The organism is Chitinophaga sp. (assembly GCF_035564935.1).
Classification (GTDB): domain Bacteria; phylum Bacteroidota; class Bacteroidia; order Chitinophagales; family Chitinophagaceae; genus Chitinophaga.
Map to the genome: position 1 here is coordinate 1 of NZ_DATMTE010001138.1, position 16,881 is coordinate 16,881.

Consider the following 16,881-nt stretch of genomic DNA (forward strand, 5'->3'; position numbering starts at 1 on the left):
AAATGAAGTACTGTTTATCTCTATGCCTGCTGCTCGCTGCTGCCGGCCTTCGCGCGCAGAATATATTTCCATCTACCGGTGCAGTGGGTATTGGTACCACTTCTCCTGCCGCAAAATCATTGTTGCATATAAATGGGGGTAATCTTAAAATCACTAACCCGGCTCCATACCCTTTCGGGGTAAATATCAACATGAATGTGACCTCGGGAGCCTGGGCCCGCGAATTCAGCCTTTCTGCTAAAGATACAGGCAAGCTGGCCTCATTCGGGGCTTACGGCGGTGCAGATAGCCTGATCTATGCATATATTGGCGGTAATACTACCTCGGATATTGCTTATGCCGCCCCCTGGATGGTTTTCAGACCTGATGGCAATGTTGGCATCGGTACACTGAATACGTACACCCGTTTGTCTGTAAATGGCGGTGTTACTATTCTTTCGCCGGTTAATTCCGCTAATCCGCGACCGCCGGTATCTGCCGGCACTATTACTGGTGAAATAAGGGGAACCAGTCCGGGCTGGTATACCGGAGATGATGGCTTTCTACGGTTGAGCGCAGGTGGCGGATCATATGCAGGGGCCAAATCGTATATCGATTTATCCGGTTATACCGTTAACCAACCGGATCGGCATGAGAATATCGTAATGGGCACTGCGGGGGCGGAAAGACTGCGAATCGCGTCTAACGGCAACGTAGGCATCGGAACCAGTAACCCCACCGTAAAACTGGCCGTAAACGGCGATATCAAGGCAAAGCGCGTGAAAGTAACCACCACCGATTGGCCCGATTATGTTTTTCACCCGTCTTACCAGCTACCAGGCTTAATGGAGGTAGCAGGTTTTATTAATGAGCATCGGCATTTACCCGGTGTGCCTTCACAGGCGCAGGTAGAGCGGGAAGGCAGCGTAGATATAGGCGCTATGAATGAGATCCTTCTTAGAAAGATAGAAGAACTTACGCTTTATATGATCGAACTGAAAAAGGAGAACATCTCCTTAACAAACCGGGTACAGCAACTGGAATCAACATACCCTTAATATTAAAACAGCCTTGTAATATCGCATTACAAGGCTGTTCCTATAAAATCAATTCCGTTTCCCGCCGCGGGTGATTAAAAAAATGATCAGGCCCACCACCACTGCTACGGCTAGTATTCCGGTCCAAACGCCTGCTTTGAAAATTCCGCCTATCACTTCACAACTGCTGAGTAAAAGTACGAGGCACGACAGTAACAAATAAGTGAGGTTCTTCATATCGTTCAGTTTTAATGTTATATAACGCCAGACATATCCTGTACCAAAATATATTTGCAAGTGTCAGAATAATTAATAAGCTTTAGCAGATCAACCAGAACAGTATGAATCCAGGGAAAGCCTTCAGATCGGGGCTGCGCGTGGTGGATTCCCATTCCTCACTTTGGGGACTCTTTCTACAGGGCGACCGCCACGCTTTCGCCGAAATATACAATGCCCACATCAATGACCTCTTTCATTATGGCATGCATTTCTGCCAGGATCAGGAAAGGGTGAAGGATTGTTTGCAGGACCTCTTCCAGGATCTATGGATCAGCAGGGAGCACCTTACTGCCAATATCGGCAATGTACGCTATTATCTCATCAGCAGCCTGAGAAGACGGCTCCTCCGCGCATTACGGAAAGACCGCCGCTACCAGCACCGCGAGTCATGGGAGGCATTTGAATTTGAGTGCACACTGCCCCTCGAACATCAGCTCATCCAGCACGAAACTGCTGAAGAACAGAAACGCCTTCTCCAAAAAGCCCTCAGCAACCTGTCGCGGCGCCAGCGGGAAGCCATCTATCTCCGCTTTTTCCAGAACCTGAACTATAACGAAGTAGCCGATATCATGTCTATGCAGGTCGATTCTGTATATAATACCATCTCCAAAGCCATCGGCATCCTTAAAAAAAACCTTCCGCTGCCGCTCCTGTTGCTGTTTTTAGGGAAATAGAAAAAATATTTTTAAAAAAATGATGAGATTTTCATCATTACCTGCTCTTTATGTAAAAGCACGTTCTCTTGGCCTCCAGTGATTATTTATCATACACCGCCCGGGAGTTCGCGATGGATGAGGACTTTCAGCAATGGGTACTGCACCCGGAGCAAAGGAATGTGTTCTGGGAATCATGGCTCAGGCAACATCCGGAAAAAGAACCCGTCATCAGCAACGCCAGGCAACTCGTGCAAAGCATCCGCTTCCGCGATTATCCGCTGTCAGCACCGGATAAGGAACAGCTATGGGATGCCGTACTGAACGGCCTGGAAGAGGAGCACGAGGAAGAAGTGATACCTGTACGCCGCTCCAATTGGAGGAATGTATGGAAATATGCTGCCGCAGTAATTGTAGGAATGCTGCTTGCCGGCGCCTGGTGGTGGTGGAAACCTGCCGGCGAGCAACCGGCCATCCTCAGCACCTTTACCCGGCTGGGGGAAACCCGGAACCTCTTACTGCCGGATAGCTCGGAAGTAACGCTGAATGCCGACTCCCGCCTGCTGTACGCCGTTACCGGAACAGGCCGGCGCGAAGTATGGCTCGACGGGGAAGCCTTTTTTCATGTAAAACATACTGCGTCCCAACAGCAATTTATTGTGCATACTTATGATCATCTCGATGTGGAAGTTTTGGGCACGCAGTTCAACGTAAACAGCAGTGGTAAAGAAATAGTAGTAGTGCTGCAGCAGGGCAGCATCCTGCTGAATATAGGTGAAAACAATGCCGGTAAAGACGCGGCGTTGTACCTGCAGCCCGGTGAAATGCTCCGGTACAACAAGCAGGATGGCGATTATACCAAGAAAAGTGTAGATGCCGTACACTATACTTCCTGGCATACCGGCCGGTTAATTATGGATGATTTTACATTATCTGATGCCGCTGTTTTCATGGAGCAGGTGTTTGGTAAAAAACTGATCGTACGCGACACACAATTATTAAACTATAAAGTATCGGGTTCAATGCCTATCATTTACGATGCCGATACAATGATGACACAGCTGGGTAAGGTTTTCCGTATGCAATTCAACCAAAGAGGCGATGAAGTCTGGATCCATAAGCCGTAAAGCTCGCCGCTCAATTTTATAGATGTCTTATTCCTAATCGTTAAAACCTGTTCAAAATGAAAAAAGGTTTACGTGTTTTGCTGATGCAAGCATTGGCCCTGTATTTCCTGTCCCAAACGGTATCAGCCCAGGAAGCGGTTGTTGCCATCAACGAGCCGGTCCTCCCCGAAACCGGCAGCAGTGCGGAAGCACAACCCGATGAATCTTCCCTGAAAACTGTTCTTCATCTTATCGAAGAACACTTCAGTGTATCTATCGCCTATAAAAGCAACCTGGTTAAAAATAAAAAAATACAGCTATCGGTCGCCACGTGCCAGTCGCCCGAAGAAGCGCTGGGCAAAGCATTAGCCCCTTTTAACCTGCACTTCGAAAAGGTAAGGGAACACTTTTATATGGTTACCGAAAAAGTGCCGGCGCCCATACCTGCTGAACCTGGCACGGTACAACAACAACAACCGGTAAAAGGCGTGGTAAGAGACGAAAAAGGAAACCCCGTAGCAGGTGTAACCGTTCGTATTGCAGGCACCAATATTGGTACCGTTACCAATGCAGATGGCTCGTACACTATTTCCGCACCGGGAAAAAGTACTGACGAACTGGACATCACTTACATTGGTTACGAAGCACAACGTATACCCGTTAGCGGTAGAGCGCTTATTAATGTAACCATGAAAGAAGGTTCCAGCGCACTGAACGAAATAGTGGTTACCGGTTACACCACGCAAAAGAAAAAAGATCTTACCGGCTCCGTAGCGGTAGTGAATATAGATAACCTGAGAAAACAACCCTCCGGCCAGGTAACGGAACAACTGCAGGGGCAGGCATCCGGTGTTACCGTAATAGGTTCAGGCCAGCCCGGGGAATCTCCGCAGATCCGCATCCGCGGCGTAAATACTTTTGGCGCCAACTCTCCGCTATATGTAGTGGACGGCGTACCTACCACGGATATTGCCGATCTTAATCCCAATGATGTAGCCAGCCTGCAGGTACTGAAAGACGCCGGCGCCGCTTCCATTTACGGTTCCCGCGCTTCCAACGGGGTGATCATCATTACCACCCGCCGCGGCTCCGGTAAAGTAAAGGTGGCCTACGATGGTTATTACGGCCGCCAGTATCCGAAGAACGGCAATGTATGGAACACCCTCAATCCGCAGGAACAGGCCGACCTGAGATGGCTGGCGTACAAGAACTCCGGGCTGGATCCCGGAACAGCCCTTTATGGCAACGGTACGAAACCCGTTATCCCGGATTATATCCTGCCATCAGGCGCTATGGAAGGAGATCCCTCTGTTGACCCATCTCTCTATTATGTAAATCCAAATTATACCGACCTGGACGACTACAACAGTTTTTACCAGATTTCAAAGGCCAACAAAGCAGGTACCAACTGGTACCGCGAGATCTTCCGCCCGGCGCCTATTACCAGTCACAACGTGGCGGTGAGCGGTGGCGGCGATAAGGGTAACTATCTCTTCTCCCTCAATTATTTTAATCAGCAGGGTACTTTGATGAACACTTACCTGAGAAGGTATACGGTGCGTTCCAACACACAATACAATATCACACCGGGTATCAGGGTGGGAGAGAACCTCGCTTTTTCTATGTCAGAAAATCCTTCGGTAGATATCAATACATCAGATGCCGCTATTGGTCATGCTATGCGCGAGCAAAGCATTATACCGGTATATGATATCAAAGGCAACTTTGCAGGTTCCGCCGGCGACGCCCTGGGAGATGCTTTTAACCCGGTAGCCATGCAGTACCGCACCCGCAACAATAAAGGACTGAACACCCGTTTGTTTGGTAATGTATATGGAGAAGCGGACTTCCTCCGGCACTTTACTTTCCGTACCAGCTTTGGCGGAGAAGTAGTTTCCGGCTGGTCGCACTCCTTCCTGTTCCCTCAATATGAGAACAAGGAAAACGCTACCAGTAATTCCTATACAGAAGGCTCTAATAACGCACATAGCTGGACGTGGACCAACACCCTTACCTATCACCAGACGTTCAATAATAAACACGACCTGAAAGTAATTGCCGGTACGGAATCGTTCGACAGCCGCAGCCGCGCAGTTGGAGGTACTACAAAAGACTACTTTACTTTCGATGATTACTTCCCCGACCTCAGCACAGGAACCGGCACGCAAACCAACTACAGCAACCGCGAATCGGAAGGACTGTTCTCTATCCTTGGCCGCATAGACTATGCGTTTATGGACAAGTACCTTTTAAGCGCCACTTTACGCCGCGACGGTTCTTCCAAATTTGTAAACGACCACTATGGCACTTTCCCCGCCATTACAGCAGGATGGCGTATTTCACAGGAACAATTCATGAAGAAGATCACCTGGATCACCGACCTGAAGATCCGCGGCGGATGGGGCATTATGGGTAACCAGCTTAACCTCAGCGTTAACAACGGCTACTTCCTTTATGGAGGTAACCGCAATTCCTCCTACTACGATCTCGCCGGCGTTAACAATGGTCTCAATGCAGGTTTTGCAGGCACACAGATCGGTAACCCCGATGCCAAATGGGAAAGCGATGTGAATGCCAATATCGGTATCGATGCCAGCTTGTTTAACGGACAGCTCGATTTCTCCGCCGACTACTACCGTAAAGATATTAAAGACCTCCTGTATAACCCGGAGCTGCCGGGCCTTGCAGGCACCGGTGCGCAGCCTTTTGTAAACATCGCCCGCATGAAAAATGAAGGGTTCGACTTCTCTGTAGGATGGCATAAAAACATCAGCAAGGATCTGCAGCTGAACATCAGCGGTACGCTGACCACCTACAAAAACAAGATCGTGAAAATTGCCGATGGCGTGGACTATTTTGATAGCGACAGTCGCCGTTTTGACGGCAGCAACATCATCCGCAATGCAGTAGGACAACCGGTTTCTTCTTTCTTTGGCTACAAAGTGATCGGCTTCTGGAATGAGGAAGCAGAAATTGAAACGGCAGATAAACAAGCGCAGAAAGCGACTAATACGCCGGATGCTATTTACCAGGAAGGTGAAGGGCTGGGCCGCTTCCGCTACCAGGATGTGAACGGCGACGGTATCATTACACCTGACGACCGTACTTTCCTCGGTAATCCTAACCCCGATTTCTCCTATGGTATCAATCTCGGTGTTACCTACAAAGGATTTGATTTCAGCATTTTCCTGTTTGGAACACATAGTAATCACATCTGGAATAACGTGCGCTGGTGGCGCGATTTCTACCCCTCTTTTGAAAGTGCAAAAAGTAAAACGGCCCTGTATGATTCGTGGAGACCGGATCATCACAATGCTAAGGCGCCTATCCAGGAAGTGGACGGATCTACCAGTACACAAGGCGTGCCCAACTCGTATATGGTGGAGAACGGCGCTTATCTGCGCGCAAAAAATATGCAGCTCGGGTATACCTTCCCCACAAAACTACTGTCAGGCATACACGTAGAAAAGTTGCGTGTTTATATCCAGGCCGCCAACGTGTTTACCATTACAAAATACTCCGGGCTGGATCCTGAAATCGGCGGTTCCGATATCACCGATTTTGGTGTAGACGAAGGCGCCTACCCAAATCAGCGCCAGTTTCTCATTGGCATTAACCTGGGTTTCTAATAATTGCTCAATTTAAAAAAAGCAGGATCATGAAATCATTATATCATATACTTTTAAGTGTGGCCATTGCAACACCATTCATTTCAGGTTGCAACAAGAGTTTTCTCGACCGCACGCCGCAATCTTCCCTTGAAGAATCTTCCCTTACCAATAAGAAGGGCGTAAATACACTGCTCATAGGCGCCTATGGCGCGCTCGACGGGCAGGATTTTAAAGATGGAGATATGGTGAACCTCTCCGGTGGCAGCGGGTTTGCCGTGTCGCCCGATAACTGGATCTATGGCAGCATATGCGGTGGCGACGCCCACAAGGGCAGCGATCCCGCTGATGCCGCCGCCATACTGCAGATAGGCACCTTTGTAGGCAACGCGGCCAACGGCTTCTTTAATGATAAATGGCGCGTGAACTATGAAGGCGTGCGCCGTTGCAATTTTGTGTTACACATTCTTCCGAATGTTACCGATATGACCGATGATGAAAAGAAAGAACTGGCAGGAGAAGCCCGCTTCCTCCGCGCGCATTATTATTCAGACCTGAAAAAACTGTTTGATAATGTACCCTGGGTAGATGAAAATTCCAACAGCTTCAATAAGCTGGATGTAGATGAATATAAAATACCCAACGATAAGGACATCTGGCCGATGATTGAAGCAGACTTTAAGTATGCAGCCGAAAATCTGAATGAAGTACAGGATGTGGCAGGCCGCGCCAACAGCTGGGCAGCCAAAGCTTACCTGGCTAAAACATTGCTCTACGAAAAGAAGTATGCGGAAGCAATGCCCATTTTTGAAGACGTGATTGCCCATGGCGTTACTGCCAAAGGAACGCCCTATGCACTCACTACAAAGTTCCACGATAATTTCGATGCCTTTACAGAGAATAACAGCGAAGCCGTTTTCTCTATTCAATACAGCGCTAACGATGGCTCCGGCGGTACCGGTAACGCCAACCAGGGCGAGATGTTGAACTATCCTTACAACGGGCCTTTCAGTTGTTGTGGTTTCTACCAGCCTTCGCAAGACCTCGTGAACTCTTACCGCACCGATGCCAACGGGCTTCCTTATATTGATGACTTCAACGATCATCCCGTGAAGAGCGATATGGGATTAACCAGCAGTGCCGCCTTTACGCCGGATGCAGGTAACCTGGATCCCCGCCTCGACTGGACCGTTGGCCGTCGTGGCATTCCCTTTCTCGACTGGGGCAATCACCCGGGTATGGATTGGGTGCGCGACCAGCAATCTGCCGGTCCGTATGCAGCCATTAAAAATGTGTATATGCAGGCCACACAAGATAAGTACTATGATGGTAATGGCTGGGCGCCCGGTAACGCCATCAACTACGTGCTGATCCGCTTTGCAGATGTATTGCTGATGGCTGCCGAATGCCAGGCGCAGGCTGGAAGTCTCACTACTGCACAGGACCATGTAAACGCCGTGCGCACCCGCGCCGCCAATCCTGTTGGCTGGGTGAAAACCTACCTGGATCCCTCCAAACCAATGGGCGGATACACCAACATACCTGCAGCAAAGTATAACATCAAAACATATCCTGCCGGGGCCTTTACTGCCAATGGTAAAGCCTGGGCAATTAAAGCCATCCAGTTTGAACGCAAGCTGGAGCTGGCAATGGAAGGACACCGCTACTTCGACCTGGTACGCTGGGGCATCGCGCAAACAGAACTGAACCGCTATTTCAGCTACGAAAAGGAGATCACCACCGATGTAGCGAACGGCAACTTCACCAGCAAAAACGTTCGCTTCCCGATCCCGCAACGGCAGATTGACCTTAGCGTGAAAAACGGTACGGCCACGCTGAAACAGAACGCGGGATATTAGCGGATCGCCTTCGGCGATGCGAATTTTGTCTGACTCAGGATTAAAGTGATTACATTGATTACGCTGATTTGATTATTTTGGATTATAAATGATAAAAGAGATTTGGGAAGAAATAAGCGAAAGTATCCGCTTAATCTCCCCAAATCTTTTTAAATCCAAAATAATCAAATCAGCGTAATCAATGTAATCACTTTAATCCTGAGTCAGACAAACTCCGCGCTCTGCCCATTGGAGGCCACCTGCCAGTTCCCCGTCGCTGAACTCTATATGGATCACCCGCCGGTTATGCCCATTGCTGCTGCGTCCCGAAGCATGCATGAGTAAGGGCCGCATGATCATGATGCCACCTCGTTTTACCGGGCAGCTAACGTCCGGTGTTTGGTTCAGATCAATATGGTCGGGCCGGTGAATACCTTTTGCATGTGAGCCGGGCAATACTTTTAAAGCGCCGTTCTGCTCATCGGTATCGTCCAGGTGAATGCGGAGCGTGTAGATGCTTTCCAGTATACTGGCTGGCGGCTGCACTGCGTATTGGCCAGGCTTTACTGTCCATGGGCCATAACCGGCTACCGGCAATTTTTCCGTCACTGAAATAGTGAGATCCTGGTGCCATGCCACAAACCAGTTGGACTGGCCGGGTTTATCAAAATAAATGGATTTAACAGGAACATGATATTCTCCAAAAAGGCGATGAACAATTTGTGTTATCGCAGGTATAAATACTAATGGAATCATAGCCGGAACCTCTTGTAAAAAACGCCGGATAGCAAAGAGATCGCTGGTTTTACGGAAGAAGGGACTGTTCTGGTCCACACTATCAATCACACTGATCATCTCCCTTACAGATGTTTCAGAAAATACATCCGGTATTACTGTATATCCCAGCTGTTCCAGTTCTTCCTGGTAATGTATCATGTTCCCGTTATTCATATTAGTCGCATCAAAACAATTTCCACATCATCTTCAAATAAAAAACAATCCGCTTATATCTCCTCAAATCCTTTTAAAATCATACGAAATCAAATCAGCGTAATCAGCGTAATCACTTTAATCCTGAGTCAGACAAAATCCGCGTCAGACAAAATCCGCTGTAAACTATTTAATCAGCGTTATACTCCCTTTAAACCCGAACTTCTCGCCGTTTTCACAAACCGTTTGCATGGAGTAAATATAAGTGCCCATTGGCGCTTCCTTACTACCGCTACGGCCATCCCACCCGGAAGCAGGGGCATTGATGGGGAAGTGGGTGTTTTCAAAAACAAGAGTACCCCAACGGTCGTAGATGCGCAGCCACTCGATTTCTTTTACTCCTTTGCCTTTGGGATAGATCCTTTCGTTCCGGCCATCCCGGTTAGGTGTAAACGCGTTCGGCATAAAGATAGCACTCTGGTTGCAGAGTATATGTAACACAATATCATCGGAGGCTTTACAACCATATACGTTTTCTACTTCCAGCAGGTATTTTGTAGTGAGATCAGGCGATGCCTGTACCCTTGCACAGGTGCTGCAGTCGAGTGATTCCGCCGGGCTCCAGCGCCAGCGCACCACGTCGCTGCTGGTACTGGCCGAAAGATATACCGGGATACCGGCCATGATTTCACGATCTATTCCCGCATTTACCGATGGGGTTGGATTTACCCTTACCGTAAGTGATGCTTTGTTGGAGAAGCAGTTATCCTTATCAAACCCGGTTACTTCATAAACATACTGCCCGGTGCGCGGGATTGTAGCTATTGGCGCAGGAGAGGCGGGCTTGTCGATGCCCGTGCCGGTCCAGGTGTAGTAGTCGGTGCCCGATACATGGAGTGGTAGCTTATCACCCAGGCATAATACGGTATCAGGAGTGGCTTTTATTTCAAACGGTTGTACTACGCGGAGTTTTACTTCGTCATTATTAATGCATCCGTTATTGTCAGTTACTTTCACCTGGTAGGTGGTATTCACTATGGGGGCTGCTGCAGGCTCAGCAAGGGAGGGGTCATTCAACCCGGTAGCAGGAGTCCATTCATAGGTGCCGCCGCCGCCGGCATGCAGCAAGGTAGTGTTACCAAGACAAACAAACGAAGCGGGGGCGCTGGCTTTAATATCAGGCAGCGGTAAAACATTCAGCGGATGAATCACCTCATCCGTACAACCGTCTTTACTGGTAACAATGAGTTTCACCTGCACCAGGCCGGGTTGAGCGAACGGCAGGGCGGAAGGTTGCTGCGCATCACTGGTTTGGGTATTGCCGAAATCCCAGCTCCACATAACATCACTGGTTTTGGTAACGCTACCGCTGAAAGTAACAGGCACATCTTTACAGGCCTGATCCGGTGCACTGATGGCAGCTAACGGTTTCGGATATACGTTTACCGGCACTTCTACTGTTTGTTTACAGCCATATTTTGTGGTGGCGGTCATACCGAATTTATACTCACCTATTTTATCCAGCTGAAATACCGGTGTGGTGGTATTGATACCTGAAGGCGTAAGCGAGGCATCATATGTCCAGGTATAGACAGGAGCAATGCCCAGTTCCTCTACGGAGTAGCTGTTGAACACCGGCGCAAAGGTAAGTTCGCCGGCATCGCATATTTTAGCGGGTGTTGGATTCAGTTTAATATCCAGCTGGTCTATCACTACCGGGTGATCCAGGAAAGCGCTGCCTTTGCAGCCTGCGTCGTCTTTCAGCAGCAGTCTTGGTTTATAAATTCCAGGTTCAGTGAAATGGTGCTTTATTTCAAGATCAGTAGTTTGTTCAACGTTACCATCTGTAAAGTCCCAGCTGAAGGTGGTGGCATTTTCCGGTTTGATGGTGAAGGTGATTTCTTTTTCAAGACAGCCGCCATCGGCGCTGGTGGCAATGGTGGCGTAAGGTCCCGTAACAATCACTATTTCGCTGTATTCATCTTCCGTATCTGCATCACCTTTTACTTTAAGTTTTACGGTATAATGCCCGGACTCTGTATAAGTGTGTACCGGGTTGAACTGATCGGAGGTACCGCCGTCGCCGAAATCCCAGGAGCAGGTGGTGTAGTTGACGGAAGTGTTGGTGAAACGGAATATCATGGGGGCGCATTTGCTACCGTTCACAAATTCCGAGGTATAAGTAAATCCTGCGCCTACAGCGGATACTTTGATATTTTGGGTAATCTTATCGGTACAACCGTTATTATCTTTCAGTTGCAACGTTACCGGGAAAAGTCCCTTGTCGGGGTAGAAATGGGATACATAATAAGGTTCATCCGAGGTGTTGCCATCGCCAAAGTCCCATTTAAGCTCAGTGATATAGCCGCCTGTTACGTAGGAGGTATTGCCGAAATTTACAGTGCTTCCGGGTTTCACCAGGTAGTAGTCTGCATAAAATGACGCCACCGGGCCATTCACCTGCAGGGATTTTCCACCGGTGGTGTTGCTGCAGCCATCCTGGTCGGTAACAGTTAAGGCAGGATAAAAATAGTTGCCCGCCTGTTGGTAGGTATGTTTGAATGGTTTGCTGGTGAAAGTTTCCAACGGAGTGCCATCACCAAAATTCCATTGCCATTTTACTATTTTATTACTGTAGGTAAGATCTGTGTTATCGGTAAATGTAAGTTCAGTGCCTTTGCACTGCGCTTCTGTAGGGAGATTAAAATCGGCGATAGGGCCGCGTGTTTTCACCTCAATAACATTGCTGGTGTCATAGCAATATAGCTGGTTCAGCATGAGCAAACGTGCTGTGTGTTTACCCGGACTGGGATTGGCATAGGCATAGGTGCCATAGTTGTATCCCCAGGAGGTGTTTGTTTCATCTATTTGCCAGTAGTAGGGATCATAATTGTAAATACCGGTGGCAGCGGAGGTTACTTTAAAAGTAACCGTTTCACTGCTGCAGAGATCCGTTTTATCAGCGGTGATGGTAACGGGAGATGACGCAATAATGGTGACCGTTTTACTCAGGTAGGTATTACAGTGGCCGTCGGATGTTGTGAGTTGTATAGTATAGGTGCCTGATTTGGAGTAAACATGTGTAACAGTGCCGCTTTGTTTGGTATATGAGGTATCTGTGCCGTCGCCCCAGTTCCATTTCCAGCTATTGGCGCCTAATGAGAACTCGCTAACGGTAACGGTAGTACGTTTACTACAGTCTACCGGTTCAATATTGAATCTGGGAAAAGGATTTACCGTTTTTATATAGGCTTTTTTGGTGATGGTATTCCGGCAGGACCCATTGGAAACCGTTAAGGTGATATCATAAGTACCAGGTTCCGAGTAGCTGTGCTGGGAGGTACTCCTGTAGCCATAACCGCCGTCTCCGAAATCCCATGCCCAACTGTTGCCAACATCCGATTTGTCGATAAAGGTAGTAAGGGTATTACCGCATACTTCGGGAGCACCGGGAGAGTAAAAGTCGGGGGTAGGTTTTTTATATACTTCCACGCTGCCGGCAGCTGTTTTTGTTCCCGTACAGCCGTTGCCGGTAGTATACTGTAATGTAACTGTATAAATGCCTGCCTTGTTGTAAGTGTGCTCCGGCTGCGCTTCTGTAGAAGTAGTGCCATCGCCGAAGGTCCACAGGTAGGTTTTAATAACATCATTATTGGTAACGCTGGCGTAAAAGGAAGCTTTGAGTCCTTCGCAGCCGCTGTTGTTCGATATATAGGGATATACATCTGTTTGACTGATGTACAGGTAATTAGTGCTGTAATTAACGCACCCGTCTTTACTGGTGGCGGTGAGGTTTACATAAAAGGAGCCTTCCCGGTTATATACATGGGTAGGATCCTGCAGAGTGGACGTTTGCCCATCGTCAAAATTCCATTGCCAGCTGGTGGCGCCAGCCATATTGGCTTTGAAGTTAACGGTTGCCGGCACAGCGCAAATAGGTTTGTTATCCGTGCTGATCTGCCCGGTGGGTGTTGGTTTTACGGTAACAGTTTTCTCCACTACATCGGCGCAGTTGCCGTACATGGCGGTGAGTTTGATACGAAGCGGCCCTTCTGCAAAGGGACGGTAAAGGACACTGTTCTGGTACGACCAGGCATATTCTCCATTGATTTCCCAGGTGGTGCTTTGCGGCTGAACGGGTGAAAAGGAAGCCTGGAACTGGGCTTCCTGGTTGGTACATATCAGTGAAGGGGTAGTGAAGGTAGTAGCGTAATTAGCCACATTGATGTCGGTAACTGATTCAGTAGCAGTACAACCCCGTTCATTCGTCACCGTTAGTTTAATACTATGCGTGCCTTTGGTAGTAAAGGTATGTTTCAGCGGATCTTTCAACGTACTGGTACCGCCATCGTCGAATTGCCACTTATAGGCGAGGGTACCCGTACCGGTGGAGGTGTTGGTGAACAGTACATCTACCGGCGCTTTACACAATGTTTTCTCCGCTACACTGAAGCTGGCGTTGAGAGCCGGGGCTACATCCACCACTTTCTCCAGTACTTTAAAGTTCGTACAGCCGTAACTGTCAGTTACCGTGAGAATGACGCTGTACACCCCGGGTTTGGTATAAGTATGGCTGGGGGAACTGCCGCCGTTCTGTAAAACTTCGCCGTCGCCAAAATCCCAGCTGAAGTTCTGCAGGCTTCCTTCTGCGGTAGATTTATCTGTGAAGGTAGTAGTAAATGGTACACATCCTTTTCCGGAAGACACACTGAAGCTGACCACAGGTTTTGCTCTTACCGCAATGTAATCTGTTTTAACGGCCGTTTTGCTGCTGCCATCACTGAAAGTTACTTTTAACGATACCGTATACTTCCCTGTTTTTACATAGGTAGCGCCGGGATTTTTTTTGGTAGAAGTAGTACCATTCCCGAAGTTCCACAACCAGGCAACAGGGTTGCCGGTGGAAAGGTCCGTGAAACTGGTAATGAGCGACTCACAGTCGCTGGTAGCGGATGCACTAAAATCAGCGGTTTGTTGAGCAACAGCACTTAAGCGGATAAAGAAACAGAACACAAGGGATACGACAAATTTGCCTCGGACAGGGAAACGGTACATTGGACTTATAGGTATATGCGGTAAAAATAGGCTTTTCCCCGGATATTTGCTGTGCCTGGTGTCACTAGAATATTATGTTTCGCTGTACGATTAATGTTTAATTTTAAAGATCTTAAAAGCAGCATTTTATGTCACATTTGTTCAGTCCCCTGCAATTGAGGGAAATTACTTTCCGGAACAGGATAACGGTATCGCCTATGTGTGAATATTCCTCCACCGACGGTTTTGCCAATAACTGGCACCTGGTACACCTGGGGAGCCGGGCAGTGGGTGGCGCCGGCCTGGTGCTCACCGAAGCTGCAGCCGTATCGCCGGAAGGCCGTATTTCCATCCACGACCTGGGTATCTGGAAAGACGAGCATTTACCTATGCTGCAGGCCATTACGGCTTTCATTACTGAGCAGGGCGCGGTGCCCGGCATTCAGCTGGCGCATGCCGGCAGGAAAGCCAGCACGGTAAGGCCATGGGAGGGAAGCAGGGCTTTACCCCCGGAAGAGGGCGGCTGGCAGGTAGTAGCCCCCAGCGCTATTCCTTTCAACGACGTATATCCTATGCCGGTAGCACTCACGGAAACAGGCATACGTAAAGTGAAAGATGATTTCGAAGCCGCAGCTATCCGTGCACTGAAAGCCGGTTTCCGGGTGATTGAAATACATGGCGCACACGGTTATCTTTTACATAACTTTTTATCTCCCCTCAGTAATCAGCGTACAGATAAATACGGAGGCAGTTTTGAAAACAGGATCCGCCTCCTCGTGGAAACAGTTGAAAGAGTACGCGCAGTATGGCCGGAACAATACCCGTTGCTGCTGCGTATTTCTGCTACCGACTGGGCAGAAGGCGGCTGGAATCCCGGAGAATCGGTGAAGCTGGCAACTATTGTAAAAGAGAAAGGAGTGGACCTGATAGATTGTTCCTCAGGCGGATTGGCCGCACATCAGCAAATTAAGATAGGACCTTTATACCAGGTACCTTTCGCTGAAAAGATCCGGAAAGAAGCCGGTATTGCCACCGGCGCGGTTGGACTGATCACGGCTCCTGAAGAAGCGGAATCGATCATTGCCAACGGCCGTGCCGATATGGTGTTAATGGCCCGTGAAATGCTGCGGGACCCTTATTTCCCGCTGAGAGCGGCACATGTATTGGGTACGGAAGTAAAATGGCCGATACAATATGAAAGAGCGAAACCGAGAAAATAATCAATAGCCGTTAGCAATGAGGCTAACGGCTATTGATCAAAAACTATTTCAGGATGGCTTCAATAGCGTCCAGTTCTTCTTTGGAAAAGGCGGTGTTCTTCAGTGTATCCAGGTTATTGTCCAGTTGGGCAACGGAGCTGGCGCCAATTAATACGGTGGTGATCCGTTTATCTTTCAGGATCCAGGCCAGCGCCATTTGGGCGAGTGATTGCCCGCGTTGCTGCGCCAGTACATTCAGCTTTTTGACTTTCTCTATCCTTTCGGGGGTTACATCGCCTTCCTGCAGAAAGCCGGAAGGTTTGCTGGCGCGGGATCCGGCGGGGATACCGTTCAGGTAGCGGTCTGTAAGCAATCCCTGGGCCAGGGGAGAGAAGGGGATACAACCCACGCCGTTGGCTTCCAGTACATCCAGCAGTCCTCCTTCTATCCAGCGTTCAAACATGCTGTATTTAGGTTGATGTATAAGGCAGGGTGTACCAAGTGATTTCAGTACTTCCACCGCTACTTTGGTTTGTTCGGCGTTGTAGTTGGAAAGTCCCACGTACAAAGCTTTCCCCTGTTGCACAATACTGTGCAGCGCGCCCATCGTTTCCTCAATGGGTGTGGCCGGGTCGGGACGATGCGAATAGAAAATATCCACATACTCCAGCTGCATACGGCGCAGGCTCTGATCCAGGCTGGAAACAAGGTATTTGCGGGAGCCCCAGTCGCCATAAGGGCCGGGCCACATGGTGTAACCTGCTTTGCTGGAAATGATCAGTTCATCCCGGAGATGCCCGGTAAAATCCTGTTTCAATACTCTGCCGAAATTTTCCTCTGCACTACCGGGTGCCGGGCCATAGTTGTTGGCCAGGTCAAAATGGGTGATACCCTTATCAAAAGCATTGTGAATGATACTGCGTCCGTTTTCAAAATTATCAACAGAACCGAAGTTGTGCCATAGGCCCAGTGATACGGCAGGCAGTTGTAAACCGCTTTTGCCGCACCTGTTATAGGTCATATTATTATACCTGTCTGCTGCGGGTGTGTAATGCATGGAATTTTAATTTTAGGGAAACAAGATAGAAAAAAAAGCGGATTTTGTCTGACTCAGGATTAAACTGATTACATTGATTACGCTGATTAGATTTTGCAGGATTTTAAATGGATTCGGGGAGATAAGAGCGGATTGGATGGTGTGGGGTAAAATAAGTTTGG

The 16,881-nt window shown here is 48.7% G+C and carries 9 protein-coding genes and 1 pseudogene; 6 read left to right on the forward strand and 4 right to left on the reverse strand.

Annotated elements, in window-relative coordinates:
• Positions 1-1,037 (forward strand): annotated as a pseudogene (locus VN105_RS29495) (hypothetical protein); the annotation flags it as partial.
• Between the two features lie 48 nt (positions 1,038-1,085).
• On the opposite strand, the gene VN105_RS29500 reads toward VN105_RS29495, so the two are convergent.
• Positions 1,086-1,253: a phosphatidate cytidylyltransferase gene (locus VN105_RS29500; protein WP_325647040.1), complete on the reverse strand. Its 168-nt coding sequence runs from the start codon at positions 1,251-1,253 to the stop codon at positions 1,086-1,088.
• A gap of 104 nt (positions 1,254-1,357) precedes the next feature.
• Between VN105_RS29500 and VN105_RS29505 the strand changes: the two genes are divergently transcribed.
• From VN105_RS29505 to VN105_RS29520, 4 genes are all read left to right on the forward strand, one after another.
• Complete coding sequence (locus VN105_RS29505) at positions 1,358-1,969, forward strand: sigma-70 family RNA polymerase sigma factor (RefSeq protein ID WP_325647042.1); 612 nt, start codon at positions 1,358-1,360, stop codon at positions 1,967-1,969.
• Positions 1,970-2,037: 68 nt separating this feature from the next.
• Positions 2,038-3,075 (forward strand): FecR family protein, encoded by a 1,038-nt coding sequence (locus VN105_RS29510; protein WP_325647044.1) that lies wholly within the window; start codon positions 2,038-2,040, stop codon positions 3,073-3,075.
• Positions 3,076-3,131: 56 nt separating this feature from the next.
• The gene (locus tag VN105_RS29515; protein ID WP_325647046.1) at positions 3,132-6,683 is read left to right on the forward strand and encodes a TonB-dependent receptor; all 3,552 of its coding nucleotides are present in this window, start codon (positions 3,132-3,134) and stop codon (positions 6,681-6,683) included.
• Between the two features lie 29 nt (positions 6,684-6,712).
• Positions 6,713-8,521, forward strand: coding sequence for a RagB/SusD family nutrient uptake outer membrane protein (locus tag VN105_RS29520; protein WP_325647048.1), 1,809 nt, complete (start codon positions 6,713-6,715; stop codon positions 8,519-8,521).
• Between the two features lie 192 nt (positions 8,522-8,713).
• Here VN105_RS29520 and VN105_RS29525 read toward each other — a convergent pair whose 3' ends face one another.
• Both VN105_RS29525 and VN105_RS29530 read right to left on the reverse strand, forming a co-directional pair.
• Complete coding sequence (locus VN105_RS29525) at positions 8,714-9,436, reverse strand: phytanoyl-CoA dioxygenase family protein (protein ID WP_325647050.1); 723 nt, start codon at positions 9,434-9,436, stop codon at positions 8,714-8,716.
• A gap of 180 nt (positions 9,437-9,616) precedes the next feature.
• Positions 9,617-14,443, reverse strand: a complete 4,827-nt coding sequence (locus tag VN105_RS29530) for a PKD domain-containing protein (RefSeq protein ID WP_325647052.1) — start codon at positions 14,441-14,443, stop codon at positions 9,617-9,619.
• A 170-nt stretch (positions 14,444-14,613) separates the two neighbouring features.
• On the opposite strand from VN105_RS29530, the gene VN105_RS29535 reads away from it, so the two are divergent.
• Positions 14,614-15,684, forward strand: a complete 1,071-nt coding sequence (locus VN105_RS29535) for an NADH:flavin oxidoreductase/NADH oxidase (protein ID WP_325647054.1) — start codon at positions 14,614-14,616, stop codon at positions 15,682-15,684.
• Positions 15,685-15,727: 43 nt separating this feature from the next.
• Here the strand turns inward: VN105_RS29535 and mgrA are convergent, their stop codons facing one another.
• Positions 15,728-16,720 (reverse strand): L-glyceraldehyde 3-phosphate reductase, encoded by a 993-nt coding sequence (mgrA, locus tag VN105_RS29540; protein WP_325647056.1) that lies wholly within the window; start codon positions 16,718-16,720, stop codon positions 15,728-15,730.
• Between the last annotated feature and the right edge of the window lie 161 nt (positions 16,721-16,881).